The sequence below is a fragment of the Peribacillus simplex genome, from assembly GCF_900156045.1.
GTDB lineage: Bacteria > Bacillota > Bacilli > Bacillales > DSM-1321 > Peribacillus > Peribacillus simplex_D.
The window spans coordinates 110,490-125,852 of record NZ_FTMX01000008.1 but is presented as its reverse complement, the minus strand read 5'-3'; the positions used below and the strand labels follow the sequence as shown (position 1 = coordinate 125,852).

General features: G+C 41.3%; 15 protein-coding genes and 1 other annotated feature. Of the genes, 12 read left to right on the top strand and 3 right to left on the bottom strand.

The features are described 5' to 3' along the window. Positions 1 to 88 precede the first annotated feature (88 nt). Both BW986_RS23680 and BW986_RS23675 read left to right on the top strand, forming a co-directional pair. Positions 89 to 520 carry an acyl-CoA thioesterase gene (locus BW986_RS23680; RefSeq protein ID WP_076371412.1) on the top strand — a complete coding sequence of 144 codons (432 nt, stop codon included), beginning with the start codon at positions 89 to 91 and terminating at the stop codon, positions 518 to 520. 25 nt (positions 521 to 545) lie between these two features. After that, complete coding sequence (locus BW986_RS23675; protein WP_076371410.1) at positions 546 to 839, top strand: hypothetical protein; 294 nt, start codon at positions 546 to 548, stop codon at positions 837 to 839. A gap of 37 nt (positions 840 to 876) precedes the next feature. Here BW986_RS23675 and BW986_RS23670 read toward each other — a convergent pair whose 3' ends face one another. Further along, the gene (locus BW986_RS23670) at positions 877 to 1,173 is read right to left on the bottom strand and encodes a HesB/YadR/YfhF family protein (protein WP_076371408.1); all 297 of its coding nucleotides are present in this window, start codon (positions 1,171 to 1,173) and stop codon (positions 877 to 879) included. Between the two features lie 90 nt (positions 1,174 to 1,263). Here BW986_RS23670 and BW986_RS23665 point away from each other — a divergent pair, with 90 nt between their 5' ends. Continuing rightward, complete coding sequence (locus BW986_RS23665; RefSeq protein WP_076371406.1) at positions 1,264 to 1,749, top strand: NUDIX hydrolase; 486 nt, start codon at positions 1,264 to 1,266, stop codon at positions 1,747 to 1,749. A gap of 372 nt (positions 1,750 to 2,121) precedes the next feature. Here the strand turns inward: BW986_RS23665 and BW986_RS23660 are convergent, their stop codons facing one another. After that, a complete protein-coding gene (locus BW986_RS23660; RefSeq protein ID WP_069981711.1) occupies positions 2,122 to 2,271 on the bottom strand; it encodes a YycC family protein in 150 nt (49 codons plus the stop codon). A 175-nt stretch (positions 2,272 to 2,446) separates the two neighbouring features. Then, positions 2,447 to 2,764 (bottom strand) — a sequence feature (23S ribosomal RNA rRNA prediction is too short). A 322-nt stretch (positions 2,765 to 3,086) separates the two neighbouring features. Continuing rightward, positions 3,087 to 3,674 (bottom strand): glycerol-3-phosphate 1-O-acyltransferase PlsY, encoded by a 588-nt coding sequence (gene plsY / locus BW986_RS23655; protein WP_076371404.1) that lies wholly within the window; start codon positions 3,672 to 3,674, stop codon positions 3,087 to 3,089. Positions 3,675 to 4,164: 490 nt separating this feature from the next. Between plsY and BW986_RS23650 the strand changes: the two genes are divergently transcribed. The 9 genes from BW986_RS23650 (at position 4,165) to BW986_RS23610 (ending at position 15,360) form a co-directional block, all read left to right on the top strand. After that, positions 4,165 to 4,575 (top strand): CoA-binding protein, encoded by a 411-nt coding sequence (locus BW986_RS23650; RefSeq protein WP_076371402.1) that lies wholly within the window; start codon positions 4,165 to 4,167, stop codon positions 4,573 to 4,575. Between the two features lie 383 nt (positions 4,576 to 4,958). Beyond that, positions 4,959 to 6,944: a DNA topoisomerase IV subunit B gene (gene parE, locus BW986_RS23645; RefSeq protein WP_076371400.1), complete on the top strand. Its 1,986-nt coding sequence runs from the start codon at positions 4,959 to 4,961 to the stop codon at positions 6,942 to 6,944. After that, the gene (parC, locus tag BW986_RS23640) at positions 6,934 to 9,378 is read left to right on the top strand and encodes a DNA topoisomerase IV subunit A (protein ID WP_076371398.1); all 2,445 of its coding nucleotides are present in this window, start codon (positions 6,934 to 6,936) and stop codon (positions 9,376 to 9,378) included. The genes parE and parC overlap by 11 nt, the downstream gene beginning before the upstream one ends. 335 nt (positions 9,379 to 9,713) lie before the next feature. Further along, positions 9,714 to 11,315 carry a long-chain-fatty-acid--CoA ligase gene (locus tag BW986_RS23635; RefSeq protein ID WP_076371396.1) on the top strand — a complete coding sequence of 534 codons (1,602 nt, stop codon included), beginning with the start codon at positions 9,714 to 9,716 and terminating at the stop codon, positions 11,313 to 11,315. Positions 11,316 to 11,353: 38 nt separating this feature from the next. Beyond that, complete coding sequence (locus BW986_RS23630) at positions 11,354 to 12,505, top strand: acyl-CoA dehydrogenase family protein (protein WP_076371394.1); 1,152 nt, start codon at positions 11,354 to 11,356, stop codon at positions 12,503 to 12,505. Between the two features lie 26 nt (positions 12,506 to 12,531). Beyond that, positions 12,532 to 13,707, top strand: a complete 1,176-nt coding sequence (locus tag BW986_RS23625) for an acyl-CoA dehydrogenase family protein (RefSeq protein ID WP_076371392.1) — start codon at positions 12,532 to 12,534, stop codon at positions 13,705 to 13,707. A 19-nt stretch (positions 13,708 to 13,726) separates the two neighbouring features. Continuing rightward, the gene (locus BW986_RS23620) at positions 13,727 to 14,491 is read left to right on the top strand and encodes an SDR family oxidoreductase (RefSeq protein WP_076371390.1); all 765 of its coding nucleotides are present in this window, start codon (positions 13,727 to 13,729) and stop codon (positions 14,489 to 14,491) included. An 18-nt stretch (positions 14,492 to 14,509) separates the two neighbouring features. Continuing rightward, on the top strand, positions 14,510 to 14,962 hold the full coding sequence (locus tag BW986_RS23615; RefSeq protein WP_076371388.1) for a MaoC family dehydratase N-terminal domain-containing protein: 453 nt from the start codon (positions 14,510 to 14,512) through the stop codon (positions 14,960 to 14,962). Further along, positions 14,959 to 15,360, top strand: coding sequence for a MaoC/PaaZ C-terminal domain-containing protein (locus BW986_RS23610; RefSeq protein WP_076371386.1), 402 nt, complete (start codon positions 14,959 to 14,961; stop codon positions 15,358 to 15,360). The genes BW986_RS23615 and BW986_RS23610 overlap by 4 nt, the downstream gene beginning before the upstream one ends. Positions 15,361 to 15,363 lie beyond the last annotated feature (3 nt).

Genomic DNA, 15,363 nt, shown 5'->3' with positions numbered 1-15,363 from the left:
AGTCCTTGATTAAGTCAGCTTAACTGAAATTTTCACAATTGTTATGGTAAAATGTTTAATGCAATAGAAATGAAAGTGGGGAAACAAAATGTTCATAGCTGAAAACGAAATTGAAGTGCGGTATGCAGAGACAGATCAAATGGGTGTTGTTTACCATGCGAATTATTTGATATGGATGGAACTGGGCAGGACAAAATTGATAAATGATTTAGGATTTCATTATGCTGATATGGAAGCGGATGGCATCATCTCACCTGTTATGGATATTCAGGCTTCGTATAAAACCCCTGTTAGATATGGTGATAAGGTAAAAGTTAAAACCTGGATTGAAAAGTATGATGGCTTACGGGTCATTTATGGGTATGAGATCGTTAATGGGAAAAATGAAGTGGCGGCTACAGGTCATTCTTCCCACGTTTGCGTTAAAAAGGAGAGCTTCCGCCCGATATCCATTAAACGCAAGTATCCTGAATGGCATGAGGCCTACGAGAAAAATAAAAAGCAGGATGAATTGGTTTAATTATATTTAATGAGGTGATCAAGAAATGGCTTTTGGGATTAAACGGGGAGACATAGCAGCCTGGAAGCAGAAAATCGATCAAGGCCAAATAGCTTTTTTAACTCATTATTGGCTGGATGACCGATTTCCTGGTTGCAAGACGGTTACAAAAGTGGGATGCAATGATTTACGGCGTTTATCGGAGTGGGGTAAGAAATACGGGCTTAAAAAAGAGTGGATTCACCACAGGAAGGATGGCTATTCCCATTTCGATCTTTTAGGGGATAAGCAAGCGGAAATTTTAAGGGCGGAACATATAAAAGAGCGCCTGCTCGATTGAAGAAGAAAAAACAGCAGTTAACACCGCTGCTTTATTTTCAAGCACTTTTTTCATAGTGGAATTCTGGTTCAGTCAGTTTTTCATTAAAATTAATAAGTAAATCGTGACCATCAAAGTACCATAAATCTTTTTCTTCTACATAAAAGTTAATCTCATTCATAGTTGTTACTGCTGCTGCAGCTTCAGGTTCTTCTTGCATGATACCTAATGAAAAGCCGCTTTGGACGGTACTATGCCCGCCATATCTTACATAAAAGCGTAAATGAGAGCCTTCTTGAAGCCCCAGCTCATCAATATACCACTTAGCTGCTTGATCGGAAATGGTCAGTTTCATACTAATTCTCCTTCCTAAAGGTTCGTTATTTAAGTATAAAGTAATTATGAAGTAGATGCGAATAATGTGCGTTTAAGAAAGGATATAACCATGGATATTATCTATAATATATGTTTTATAACTCGAAAAAGATTCAATGAAGTCGAAGTGTTGATGCTATTTCGCCAAAAAAATCCGAATAGGCATAAATGGAATGGGATAGGCGGGAAAATAGAACAAGGTGAAACCATCGATGAATCGATGGAGCGCGAAATTCTTGAAGAAACTGGTTTGAAGGTAAAGGGGTTGGCCTTTCGAGGAATTGTGACATGGAATCAAACAGGTGGAATGTATGTTTACCGGGCTGAAGATGCAGGGGGAGGGCTTACTGCCTGTAATGAAGGGGAACTTGCCTGGAAGCCATTTAAATGGGTTATGGAGGCAAATGAGGTTGTGTCCAACATAAAGTATTATCTAAAGGATATATTACTGGATGAACCGCCAATGGAATTTTCCTGTATCTATGAAAATGAACAATTAATTTCAGTCAAAAAGAAGCCTATGCCTGATTTGGCAAAAGAATTGACTTTTAATTGAAAACCGCCGATGTGCGGTTTTTTTTGCTTATATTGGTTTTTTTTTAGTAAGGTTCTAAAATTTTTTAATGTGATAATCTATGCAAAAACACAGCTGTTAAAAGGGGGTACGGAAATGGCGTTGCTTTCATTATTGGCTCAAAAGGATATGAAGATGATCGAACGGAAGCTCAAGCAGTTAAGTGAAGGGGTTGTTTACATTATATACAAGGCAGGTTATTTCCAGCTTTAAACAGGCTGGAGGAGAAAGGGTATATAAATATTTACTGGACTGAAAAGGAAATATTAGTATATACGACGAAATTGAGTGCCCTCCGTAAGGTCGTTTCGCACATATATGTGTATACACAAAAATAGCTGCAGATTCCTGCAGCTATTTAGTATTTTCTTTTTCTTTTGCTTCAGCCTCGGCAAGCTTTCTCAGCAAGACGGGTGTAGGCATATGCATGATTTGCTCTAAAGGCAAGTTTAGTGACTTGGACAACTTTAGTGCGGTTTCCGGTGATATTTGCAATGGCTTCATGGCACTTTCTCCTATCGATAGTTAATGGCTAGTTCCAGTGTAGCTTCTGTTCTACAATTATTCAATCCTTACTTGACCATTTATTCCGTAAACGAAATCCATACTGTTCTTTTGGTAGGAAGTTAATGTAGAGGTATTTTAGGTCCTTTTACCTTGTTGGAAGAATTGAATATAGTCCAAATGATTCATTTTGGGAGATGGTCCTCCCTGCTTCCGACGGGATTTCTCGTGTCCCGCCGTACTCAGGATCCACTCAGGAGGGAACGAAGTTTCAACTACAGGGTTTTTACCTTCTTCGACGGACCTTTCCAGATCGCTTCATTTACCCCGTTCCTTTGTAACTCCATGTTGAGTGTCCTACAACCCCAAGAGGCAAGCCTCTTGGTTTGGGCTAATTCCGTTTCGCTCGCCGCTACTCAGGAAATCGCGTTTGCTTTCTCTTCCTCCGGGTATTTGTATCGCAGGTAAACCGATTCACTTTCAATGAAATGGATACAGCTGAAATGCAATCGTGCAAACAACAAATGAATATATGAAAGCTGTTGTTGATTCTGTCCTAAGGGTCAAGGAAATGGTTCAAACAGGAGAGAAAGAATTGGAGTTAACAGAAATTCTTTTATGAAATAATCGGGGTTATCAAAGGGAATATAACCGATTCTGCAGAAATGGAAATTCAGGGATTAGTGTCAATCATCCAGGAAATCGGAAACCATACTAAAAGGTTTCAAAGCATGGCCGGTATCCTACGGCTAATGAATTGCAGAATGGAAAATAGGCCCATGCATACGGGCCTATTTTCACTTGGATATGCGTTCTTACAACCACTTTACCTTCGGTTCAGTTTTATCTTTAATCCGCTTGATGTTTGCGCGATGCCGGTAAAAAATGAAGATCGTTATTATACTGATTACAATAATGAGTGCAGGATCATCATTATGAAAAACTAAACTGTAGATGAGAGCAAGTAGACAAGCAATCATGGATGAAAGCGAGACATATTTGGATATGTATAAGGATATAAAGAAAATGATGACGGCAAAGACAAAAAACCATGGTTCATAAGCAAGAATGACACCAGCAGAAGTTGCCACCGCTTTTCCGCCCCGAAAGTTTGCAAAAATGGGAAACATATGACCGATGACCGCAATAACTCCGGCTAGCAATAAATGCATGTCCACTCCTAGCATATACGGCAGGAAAGTTGCTAGGGTACCCTTAAGTATATCCATGATAGTAACGGTTAGCCCTGCCTTGACACCAAGTGTCCTGAAGGTATTTGTCCCGCCCAGATTTTTACTGCCATGCTCCCGGATGTCGATTTTGTAAAATGTTTTACCAATTATTAAACCGGAAGGAATCGAGCCGATCAGGTATGCAGCCAGTATAGTGATAAATGTAAGCATTCTATTACCCTTTCTTTTAAGAAAAATCTTCTTTTTTTATCACGTTTAAGGGGCGATTGTTCCCTTTTTCAAAAATAAACGTGTAGAAATAGCTAAAAACAGCCTTAAAATACCTGTTAAGCTTCTCTTATTGTAACATTTTCGTGACAAAATGGTACGGCTGTCCAAAAAAAATCCACTAAAAAAATGAATTTTCCTTGATGAACTTACATCTTTTGATATACGTTAAATTCATGAAGGGTGAAAGGTTTAGCCTTCCTTATTTTCGTCAATATAAAAGAAGGATGCCTCCTTGTATAAATTGTTACAATACGTGGTAGTCTGTATGAACATAAGAAAGTTAAGTGAGTCATGCCTTTTCGAAACTTTTTCTTTCTTGTATAATGGTTTTTCTTAATAATGGTAATAAACAGCTTTTGTCTGTAAATACCTTTGTTAGGAATACTCTTTAGTCAAATATTACATTTTATTATAAAGGGGATTGAAAAGAATGATAGAAAATCCAAGCAGGGAAGAAATGGGAAAGATGTTGAAAAAATCGAAGCGCATCGCTGTCGTTGGTTTATCTAATAACCCTGAGCGTACTTCTTATATGGTATCGAAGGCCATGCAGGATAGCGGATATGAAATCATCCCGGTAAACCCTGCCATATCTGAAGTGCTAGGTGTCAAGGCAGTTAAAGCCCTGAAAGATATTGAAGGGCACGTCGATATCGTCAATGTTTTCCGCCGTTCAGAGTTCCTTCCGGAGATAGCCAAGGAATTTGCAGAAATCGATGCAGATATCTTTTGGGCGCAGCTAGGGGTGGAAAATGAAGAAGCCTATAATTTTTTAAAAGAAAAAGGATATACTGTCATCATGAATCGATGCATAAAAGTCGAACACGCCCTTACCAAGTAAATTGAAGAGCGGATCTTCCGTTCTTTTTTTTAGGCATCGCTGCATCTAAACCGGGGAAAAACTAAAAGGCAGCCATAGCGGGCATTGAGCGGTAGAAAAGAAAGGCCATTAAAGCTTAATTTGATTAAAAAAATAAAAGTATATTTGCCAAATGAAAATTTACCGCTACAATTAGAATGGTAGCTATGATACGTTTTGTTCCACACAAATGTGCAAACGCTAATAAAAAGGACAAAAAAATAGAACACTTGTTCTTTGTTCAGGAAAGTATTATACTTTTTATATGATATTAACGTATTAATGGATTTGTTAAGCTAGTGAGTCATTTCATTGCAGTATGATTTGGCCCGGAAATTGTGTTTAGTAAGGAAAGGGGAATTTCTGTGGCAAAGAAAGTAAAAACAATCGAGTACAATGATGATGCAATTCAGGTACTGGAAGGACTCGAAGCGGTCAGAAAACGTCCCGGTATGTATATCGGCAGTACTGATGCACGCGGACTTCATCATTTAGTGTATGAGATTGTAGATAACTCCGTAGATGAGGCTTTAGCTGGATATGGAGACCAAATAAGTGTGAAAATACATAAAGATAACAGTGTAAGTGTGTCTGATAAAGGGCGCGGAATGCCTATTGGCATGCATAAATTAGGTAAACCGACGCCTGAAGTCATTTTGACGATTCTTCATGCTGGAGGTAAATTTGGGCAAGGCGGATATAAAACGAGTGGAGGCCTTCATGGAGTAGGTGCTTCGGTCGTTAACGCGTTGTCTGAATGGCTTGTCGTGACGATCAAACGGGACGGGTTCATTTACGAACAACGTTTTTTCAATGGCGGAAAGCCAGAAACCACACTGGAGAAAATTGGTAAAACCAATCAAGCTGGGACCAAAATCCACTTCAAGCCCGATCCAAAAATATTTTCGGTGACGACTTTTAATTATGATATCCTATGTGAGCGTCTTCGCGAATCGGCTTTTCTTTTAAAAGGCATGAAGATAGAATTGACGGATGAGCGTAACGACCATAATGAAATTTTTTACTATGAAAATGGAATTGAAGCGTTTGTTGATTATTTAAATGAAGAAAAAGAGACCCTTCATAGTGTAGTCAGCTTGGAAGGGGAACAAAATGGGATAGAAGTCGAACTCGCCTTTCAATTTAACGATGGTTATTCAGAAAATATTTTAAGCTTTGTAAATAACGTTCGTACAAAAGACGGTGGCACCCATGAGATTGGTGCAAAAACGGCCATGACAAGGGCATTTAATGATTATGCCAGAAAAATGGGGCTATTAAAGGAAAAAGATAAAAACCTCGAAGGTACCGATATACGTGAAGGCTTGTCTTCAATCATTTCAGTACGTATCCCTGAAGAACTTCTTCAATTCGAAGGACAAACCAAGAGCAAGCTAGGAACCAGTGAAGCCCGTTCTGCAGTTGATTCCATCGTATCAGAGCACTTAGCCTACTTTTTTGAAGAAGATCCGACCACGAGTACCCTATTGGTTAAAAAAGCGATTAAAGCGTTCCAAGCAAGGGAAGCGGCACGCAAAGCTCGTGAAGACGCAAGAAGCGGGAAGAAACGGAAAAAATCCGATGCCATCCTTTCTGGGAAATTAACACCAGCTCAATCGAAAAATCCCGAACGGAATGAATTGTATCTTGTGGAAGGAGACTCTGCTGGGGGATCCGCTAAACAAGGGCGGGATCGCCGTTTCCAAGCAGTACTGCCATTACGGGGTAAAGTTATCAATACGGAAAAGGCAAAACTGGCGGATATTTTTAAAAACGAGGAAATAAATACGATCATCCATGCCATCGGCGGAGGTGTCGGGGCGGAGTTCAACACGCCGGACACTAACTATGATAAAGTGATCATCATGACTGATGCCGATACGGATGGGGCACATATCCAAGTGCTGCTGCTGACTTTCTTTTATCGCTATATGAAGCCGTTAATAGAGTCAGGAAAGGTTTACATTGCCTTGCCCCCTTTATATAAAGTGAGCAAAGGGACCGGGAAAAAAGAAGTCATTGAATATGCTTGGAGTGACGAAGAACTTCAGGGAGCGATAGACAAGGTGGGGAAAGGCTATATGATTCAGCGCTATAAAGGGCTGGGTGAGATGAATGCCGACCAATTATGGGATACCACCATGAACCCGGAAACAAGGACATTGATACGTGTGAAGATCGATGATGGTGCCCGTGCAGAAAGACGTGTGACAACGTTGATGGGAGATAAGGTTGAACCGCGTCGTAAGTGGATTGAAGCCAATGTCGCTTTTGGTCTCGAAGAGGAATCGAATATTTTGGATAATGAAAATATGTCGATTGAAGAGGAGGTCATTAACGATGGTATTTGAAGAAACGTTTAGAGATTTGCCGCTTGAAGAGGTAATTGGTGACCGCTTCGGGCGTTATAGTAAATATATTATCCAAGATCGGGCACTTCCAGATGCTAGGGACGGTTTAAAACCGGTGCAGCGCAGGATATTGTATGCGATGCATGTCGAAGGAAATACTCAGGAAAAGGGATTTAGGAAATCCGCAAAAACTGTCGGTAATGTAATTGGTAACTATCACCCTCACGGTGATTCATCCGTTTATGAGGCAATGGTTCGGATGAGCCAAGACTGGAAGCTGCGGAAGGTCATGGTCCAAATGCACGGAAACAATGGCAGTATCGATGGTGATCCGCCTGCTGCGATGCGTTATACGGAAGCAAGGCTTTCATCGATCGCCTCCGAGATGCTCCGGGATATTGAAAAAAGGACGGTCGATTTCGTACCGAACTTTGATGATACTTCAGAAGAGCCCATTGTATTGCCTGCAATGTTCCCTAACCTGCTTGTAAACGGCTCTACAGGAATTTCAGCCGGCTATGCCACTGAAATACCGCCACATCAACTTGGTGAGGTCATTGATGCTGCCATTATGCGAATCGATAAGCCGGAAGCGACAGTCGCTGATTTAATGACGGTCATTAAAGGTCCGGATTTTCCTACTGGCGGTATCATTCAAGGAATTGAAGGCATTCGTAAGGCCTATGAAACAGGTAAAGGAAAAATAATCATTCGCGGGTTGGCGGATGTGGAAACGATTCGGGGCGGCAAACAGCAAATCGTCATCACTGAAATCCCATATGAAGTCAATAAAGCAAACCTTGTTAAGAAAATGGATGAGTTCCGTCTAGACCGGAAAGTGGAAGGCATCGCCGAAGTAAGGGATGAAACCGACCGTACAGGACTGCGGATTGTCATTGAACTGAAAAAAGAAGCAGATGCAAATGGAGTCCTGCATTATTTATACAAAAATTCCGATCTCCAAATCGCATACAATTTCAATATGGTTGCGATATATAAAAAACGGCCAACATTGATGAGCCTGCCTAAAATGCTCGATGCATATATCGAACACCGTAAAGAGGTAATCGTGAACCGTTCACGTTATGAGTTGCAAAAGGCACATGACAGGGCACATATCGTTGATGGTTTAGTGAAGGCTTTATCCATATTAGATGAAGTCATCGCTGTCATCCGGGCATCTAAAGACAAACGGAATGCTAAAGATAACCTCATTGCTAAATTCGCTTTTACAGAAGCGCAAGCTGAAGCCATTGTCTCCTTGCAGTTATATAGGCTGACAAATACGGATATTACAGCACTTGAAGCAGAGGCGGCGGAATTGAAGAACAAAATTGAGGAATTGACAAAGATTCTTGGCAGTGAAAAAGCTCTTCTACAAGTAATTAAAAAAGAACTTCGATTCATTAAAAAGGGCTTTGATGACGGACGGCGTTCCAAAATCGAAAAAGAAATTGAAGAAATCAAAATCAATCTTGAAGTCTTGATAGCGAGTGAAGACGTGATGGTTACCGTGACGAAAGAAGGCTATGTCAAACGGACATCGTTACGATCTTATGCAGCATCAGGAGGTCTTGATTTTGGCATGAAGGATTCCGATCGCCTGCTCCAGAGGCTGGAGATGAATACAACAGATGTCCTATTGCTGTTCACATCCAAAGGGAACTACCTCTATTGTCCAGTTCATCAGCTTCCTGATATTCGCTGGAAGGAAACCGGACAGCATATCGCGAACATCATTCCGATCGACAGGGAAGAACAAATCATAAAAGCGATTCCTATCAAAGATTTTACCATGCCGGAATTCTTAGTGTTCATCACGAAAAATGGTATGGTGAAAAAGACAGAATTAGCTTCCTATAAAGCCCAGCGTCATTCAAAACCTCTGGTTGGTGTCAATTTAAAAGGTGACGATGAACTGGTTGATGTCCACCATACCGATGGACAGGCTGACCTTTTCCTAGTCACTCATAACGGATACGGTTTATGGTTTGATGAAGAAGAAGTAAGTGTTGTCGGTGTTCGGGCAGCAGGAGTCAAAGGGATTAATTTGAAAGAAGATGACTATGTCATTGGCGGAAAGGTTTTGGCCAAGGATAGTAAAGAATCGATCTTTATCGTTACACAGCGCGGGGCCATAAAGAAAATGAAATTAACCGAGTTTGAAAAAACGAGCAGGGCAAAACGCGGTGTCGTGGTCTTGAGGGAATTGAAATCGAATCCTCATAGGGTCATTGGTTTCGATATTATTAACAAAACAGACAGTCTATTCATTCTTTCTGAAAAGGGAACGATTGAAACGATTCATGCCGCTTCATTAAAAAATCATGATCGATATACGAATGGCTCATTTGTTTTTGATGAAACAGTTAGCGGAAAAGCGAAAGAATTATGGAAAATATCATTGGAAGATGACTCCGCCATAGAGCAGTGAATCATTTTTTGAACGGGATGCTGATCTTATCAGCATCCCGTTTATTTTTCTATAAATGACTAGTTATATCCTTCCGGAAAATAATCCCCACCTGCCCCGCACTACAAGTTGAGTCCTTTTACGAAGGTAATCACTCAATTCAAAAATGACTTATTAAGTCAAATTTAAATCATAGTATTATGAACCTTATATTATTAAGAGGACAGCTAATAATTCAATTTTGAATTTTACCATTAATTGAATCTATGTAACATAACGATTTATTTTTGGCACACTCCTTGCATATTGTTTAGTATGACTTCTTTATTTTTTTGAATGAAGAAAGGGGAGAACCAATGGATAGACCCTGGAAAAAGCATATCCCGCAAGGAAATCCAATTGAGATTGATATTCCTGAAATGTCTTTGACAGAACTATTTTATCAATCAGTCGAACAGTATTCGAATAAAACAGCGGTTACGTTCATGGAGCAAAGGTATACATATTCAGAGTTGGGGATGTTAGTGAAAAGATGTGCACGCGTGCTTGCTGATGAAGGTATTGGAAAGGGAGATCGTGTGGCTCTTATGCTTCCCAATTGTCCACAATATCCAATTGGTTTTTTTGGAACCCTTTTGAATGGAGCCATTGTTGTCCAAATCAACCCAATGTATAAGGCGAACGAATTAATACATGTCCTGAAAGACTCAGGTGCAAGGCACATCATTGTGCTCGACGATTTATTGCCAATAGTTGAAGCAGTTATAGCTGAAACCGATGTTGAAAAGGTGTTGAGCGTGTCGCTGGAAACCGGCAAATGTGAAATGACAAAAAAACTACTATCTGTAAATGAGGCGGATTTCACTGTGGAGATTGAACCTGCCGAAGATGTCGCAGTTCTCCAATATACAGGAGGAACGACAGGGCGTTCTAAAGGGGCGATGCTAACCCATCGTAATATTGTTGCTAATACGCTGCAAAGTGCAGCCACTTCAAGAATCAATACTCAAAAGGGGAAGGAAAAGGTACTTGGCGTTTCCCCATTATTTCATGTTTACGGCATGACTTCCGGGATGAACCTGACGTTTTATAATGGCGGGGAATTAATTCTTGTATCCCGGTTTCAGGTGCCGGAGATCGTCGAAATTATCAATAATCTTAAACCGACTATTTTTCCAGGGGTACCGACGATGTATATTGCTTTATTACAATATTACCAGTCCCATCCATTTGATTTGGATACATTGAAATCTTGCGTTTCGGGTTCGTCACCATTGCCATTGAATGTACTGTCAAGATTCAACGAATTGAGTGGAACAAAGATTGCAGAGGGTTATGGACTGTCCGAGGCGTCACCAGTCACGCACCGGAATCCAGTTAGTGGCCTGCAAAAACCCGGAAGTATCGGGATTCCTATACAAAATACCGATGCCGCGATCATTGACAGTATTACAGGAGAGCCAGCCCTTTTGGTTGATACACCAGGTGAATTGGTCATAAAGGGTCCACAGGTAATGAAAGGCTATTGGGGTATGCCTGAAGAGACGCGGCAGACGATTCAAAACGGATGGCTGCATACCGGTGATATTGCCAAGATGGATGAAGATGGCTTCTTTTACATTGTGGGACGGAAGAAAGAGATGATCATCGCAGGCGGTTTCAATATTTATCCAATTGAAATTGAAGATATACTATACAGCCATCCTAAGGTACTGGAAGCTGCCGTCTTTGGCGTTCCCGATCAATATCGCGGTGAAACGGTACATGCTGCGGTAGTTCTAAAACCAAATGAAAGAATAACTGAAAACGAATTGAAGGATTATTGCCGAAAGCAGCTCGCTGCCTTTAAAGTTCCAAAAGCAATCACATTTGAAAGTGAACTTCCAAAGACGGCGGTCGGTAAAATCTTAAAACGCAAACTTCAAGAAAAACATATCGCTTATTCGGATAAAAGATGAAAGCGTTAACAATAATTCGCAGATAAAGGGGAATGCAAATGGACTTTCGCTTAGATGAAGACATCTTGCTATTAAAAGAAAATATACGCCAGTTTATCGAAGAGCAAATCGATCCATTTTCCATGCAGATAGAGGATGAAGATCATATCCCGGAATCCATAATAAATTTATCGAAGGAAATCGGGCTATTCGGACTTAGTATCCCGGAAAGGTATGGCGGGCTTGGTATCGGGATGGTGGGAAAATGTGCTTTATATGAGGAAATCGGCAAAACCCATAATGGATATACCACTCTGATTGGGGCCCACACCGGTATAGGGACGGTAGGGATAGTTGAAATGGGCAACGAAATGCAAAAGGAAAAGTATCTACCAGATATGGCAAGCGGTAATAGAATTGGCGCTTTTGCTTTAACTGAGCCTGCAGCTGGGTCCCATGCAACGAATCTCAAAATGACGGCAGTCAAAAATGGCGATAAATATATTCTAAATGGGACCAAGCATTATATAACGAATGCAGATGTAGCAGATATTTTTACAGTTATGGCCGTAACGGACAAAGATAAAGGGGCGAAAGGAATCACCTCATTCATAGTAGAAAAGGATTTTCCGGGTTTTAGAGTTGGTAGCCTGGAAAGGAAGATGGGTCTTCGAGGCTCACATTCGGCCGAATTGGTTTTTGAAGATTGCGAGGTTCCTGCCGAAAATGTACTGGGAGATGTTGGCCAAGGGTATGTAAATGCATTGAAGATTCTTGCAAATGGCCGCGCAGGCCTTGCTGCCCGTAATTTGGGGTCCTGTCAATACCTGCTCGACCTATCTACTAAATATGCCATAGAACGTGAACAATTCCATGTCCCGATCATTGATCATCAGGCCGTATCCCATATGATTGCCGAGATGGCAATGGAAATAGAGGCACTTCGCTCATTCACATACCGGGTTGCATGGATGGTCGATCAGAAAGAAAAAATCATTAAAGAAGCGGCAATGCTTAAGTTGTATGGTTCGGAAGTATATAATCGTGTCGCTGATAAGGCCGTTCAGATTCATGGCGGAATGGGATACATGAAGGATTATCCGGTTGAACGTTTCTATCGGGATGCCCGAATCACCAGAATATATGAAGGCACGTCCGAAATCCAAAAAAATATCATTACCGGACAATTGAAGAGAAAATATCAAAACTAGTCTAATTGGAAAGCGGAGGGGTTAAGATGGATTTACGACTATCGGATGAACAAAAAATGGTACAAAAAACAATACGCAAGTTCGTGGAAAATGAATTGATTCCCTTGGAAAATGAAGTGCTTCGCAATGAAATGGTAGGAAAACCTAGTTTACCAGAGGGGACATTGAAAGAATTACAGGAAAAAGCAAAAAAGGCTGGTTTTTGGGGCATCAATACCCCGGAGGAATATGGCGGGGCAGACCTAGGACAGCTTATGATGGCAATTGTCTTGATGGAAGTATCAAAAACGTTTGTACCATTCAGCTTTGGAGGTTCGGCTGATAACATACTTTATTATGCAAATGAAGAACAGAAACAGAAATATCTTATCCCTACGATTAACGGTGAGAAAAAGTCCTGTTTTGCCATGACGGAGCCGGGGGCTGGGTCCGATACGCGAAATATTAAAATGACGGCAGTAAAAGAAGGGAACGAATGGGTGCTTAACGGTGAAAAAACTTTCATTACCGGAGGAAATGATGCCGATTTCGTCATGGTCATTGCTGTAACCGACAAAGAACGTCATCAAGCAACCGGAACGGAAGGGGTAACCTGTTTCATTGTTGACCGTGATATGGGATGGAGATCAGAGTATATCAATACAATGGGAGAATGGGGACCGGCCGGTTTAGTTTTTGATAATGTCAGGGTACCCGAAGAAAACATCTTAGGGGAAGTGCATGGAGGTTATAAACTAGGCCTGGAATGGATTGGGTTTGCAAGATGGATCGTGGGCGCACGCGCTGTCGGTTCTGCAGAAAGATTGCTGCAAATGGCTATAGATTACGCGAAAGAACGAGTCACATTCGGTAAACCGATCGCGGAGCGCCAGGCCATTCAATGGCAGATAGCTGATTCGGCCGTAGAGATCGATGCTGCAAGATGGCTTGTATTGAATGCGGCTTTTACACTTGATAACGGAGAAGACAATCGCCATTTAGCTTCAATGGCTAAACTTTATGGTGCCAATATGGGGAATCGGGTCGTTGATCGTGTATTGCAGATACACGGAGGCATGGGCTATACGAAGGAGCTTCCCATCGAGCGTTGGTACCGCGAGGCTAGGCTTTGGAGGATTTATGATGGTACGGATGAAATACAGCGTATGATCATTTCCCGAAATTTGATTAAGGGGCATGTGAAGTTAGGACAATTCTTATAATAGATTGGAGGAAACGATTATGACAGGGAGATTTTCAGGGAAAACGGCTTTAGTTACAGGTGGAAGCAGGGGAATTGGCCGGGCGATCGTCGAACTATTTGCCAGTGAAGGCGCAAACGTGGCGATTATTGATATCAACGAAGAGGTTTTGACATCCACAGGAAATGAATTAAGGGATAAGGGTTATACCATTTTTACCAAAGTGGCCAATGTGGTCAATTCCGAAGAGGTGGAAGCATCCATAAAAGAAATAACCGATACATTCGGATCGCTTGATATTCTCGTGAATAATGCTGGGGTCATCCGAGATAATCTACTTTTCAAAATGACCGATTCAGATTGGCAGACGGTAATGGATGTGCATTTAAAAGGTACTTTCAATGCAGTACGTGCCGCCCAGAAGCATATGGTTGCGAATAAATACGGAAGAATCATCAATATATCATCCACTTCGGCCTTAGGGAACCGCGGTCAAGCTAATTATTCAGCTGCTAAAGCCGGGCTTCAGGGGTTAACAAAAACACTGGCGATTGAGCTTGGCAAATACGGGATAACGGCTAATTCGGTCGCACCAGGTTTTATCGAAACCGAAATGACGAAAGAAACAGCTAGACGGGTTGGTGTGAGTTTTGAGCAATTCATCCAGGATAGGGCAAACAGTATTCCGGTTGCAAGAAGCGGTTTGCCAAGTGATATCGCGCATGCTGTTGCATTCTTTGCCGATGAAGCCTCCTCATTCATTAGTGGACAGGTTTTATATGTTGCGGGCGGTCCAAAAAATTAAGGGAAAAGGCGGGATGTTATGTTCAACGAAAGTATTGGAAAACGATCCACCCCCGTTAAAAATATAGTTGAACGGGGAGCCGTTAAGAAATTCGCATTATCGATTGGTGATCCCCACCCGATTTTCATTGAAGAAGAAATTGGCAGGCAATCAAGGTACGGAACGAATATAGCTCCACCAACTTTCCCAAGGGTGTTTGATTTTGGGACGATCGAAAGTTTAAATCTCCCGAATAAAGGATTGATTCATGGTGAGCAGATATATCGCTATAACAGGCCGCTGATGGTAGGGGAAGAAATCACTTGTTATACGGAAGTGAAAGACTATTATGAGAAAAAAGGGAAACAAGGGGAAATGGGATTTCTAGCCTTTAAAAACTATGGGATGGATGCAAATGGGGAAATTGTCTTCACTGCTGAACAGCTTGTCATTTTAAATGAAACGATCAGAAGGATGGTGATGAGTAAGTGACGACATTAACCGAACTTCATATTGGTGACTCGTTACATTCAATCGAGCTTCCGCCTGTAACGCGAATGGACCTCATTAAATATGCCGGCGCATCAGGTGATTTCAATCCCATTCATACGATTGATGAGGAAGCAAAAAATGCTGGTCTTCCCGGTATCATCGCACATGGAATGTGGACGATGGGAAACCTCGCAAAGCTTTTCAGTAATCTTTATGAAACTGGATTTATCGAAGAATACAAGATTCGCTTCAAAGGAATGGTTTTCTTGAATGATGTCATAACTCTTCATGCGGATCTAAAAGAAAAAAATGGGAATAGATTTTTTTTCAATGTAGCGGCCACTAACCAGTCAGGTAAGGAAGCGATCAGTGGAGAAGTTATTTTTAAGACTTACTGAGGG

What these genes read in the sequence shown, in the direction of transcription:
- BW986_RS23680 (WP_076371412.1), top strand. Translation starts at nt 89, where the DNA reads ATGTTCATAGCTGAAAACGAAATTGAAGTGCGGTATGCAGAGACAGAT.
- BW986_RS23675 (WP_076371410.1), top strand. Translation starts at nt 546, where the DNA reads ATGGCTTTTGGGATTAAACGGGGAGACATAGCAGCCTGGAAGCAGAAA.
- BW986_RS23670 (WP_076371408.1), bottom strand. Translation starts at nt 1,173, where the DNA reads ATGAAACTGACCATTTCCGATCAAGCAGCTAAGTGGTATATTGATGAG.
- BW986_RS23665 (WP_076371406.1), top strand. Translation starts at nt 1,264, where the DNA reads ATGGATATTATCTATAATATATGTTTTATAACTCGAAAAAGATTCAAT.
- BW986_RS23660 (WP_069981711.1), bottom strand. Translation starts at nt 2,271, where the DNA reads ATGAAGCCATTGCAAATATCACCGGAAACCGCACTAAAGTTGTCCAAG.
- plsY (WP_076371404.1), bottom strand. Translation starts at nt 3,674, where the DNA reads ATGCTTACATTTATCACTATACTGGCTGCATACCTGATCGGCTCGATT.
- BW986_RS23650 (WP_076371402.1), top strand. Translation starts at nt 4,165, where the DNA reads ATGATAGAAAATCCAAGCAGGGAAGAAATGGGAAAGATGTTGAAAAAA.
- parC (WP_076371398.1), top strand. Translation starts at nt 6,934, where the DNA reads ATGGTATTTGAAGAAACGTTTAGAGATTTGCCGCTTGAAGAGGTAATT.
- BW986_RS23635 (WP_076371396.1), top strand. Translation starts at nt 9,714, where the DNA reads ATGGATAGACCCTGGAAAAAGCATATCCCGCAAGGAAATCCAATTGAG.
- BW986_RS23630 (WP_076371394.1), top strand. Translation starts at nt 11,354, where the DNA reads ATGGACTTTCGCTTAGATGAAGACATCTTGCTATTAAAAGAAAATATA.
- BW986_RS23625 (WP_076371392.1), top strand. Translation starts at nt 12,532, where the DNA reads ATGGATTTACGACTATCGGATGAACAAAAAATGGTACAAAAAACAATA.
- BW986_RS23620 (WP_076371390.1), top strand. Translation starts at nt 13,727, where the DNA reads ATGACAGGGAGATTTTCAGGGAAAACGGCTTTAGTTACAGGTGGAAGC.
- BW986_RS23615 (WP_076371388.1), top strand. Translation starts at nt 14,510, where the DNA reads ATGTTCAACGAAAGTATTGGAAAACGATCCACCCCCGTTAAAAATATA.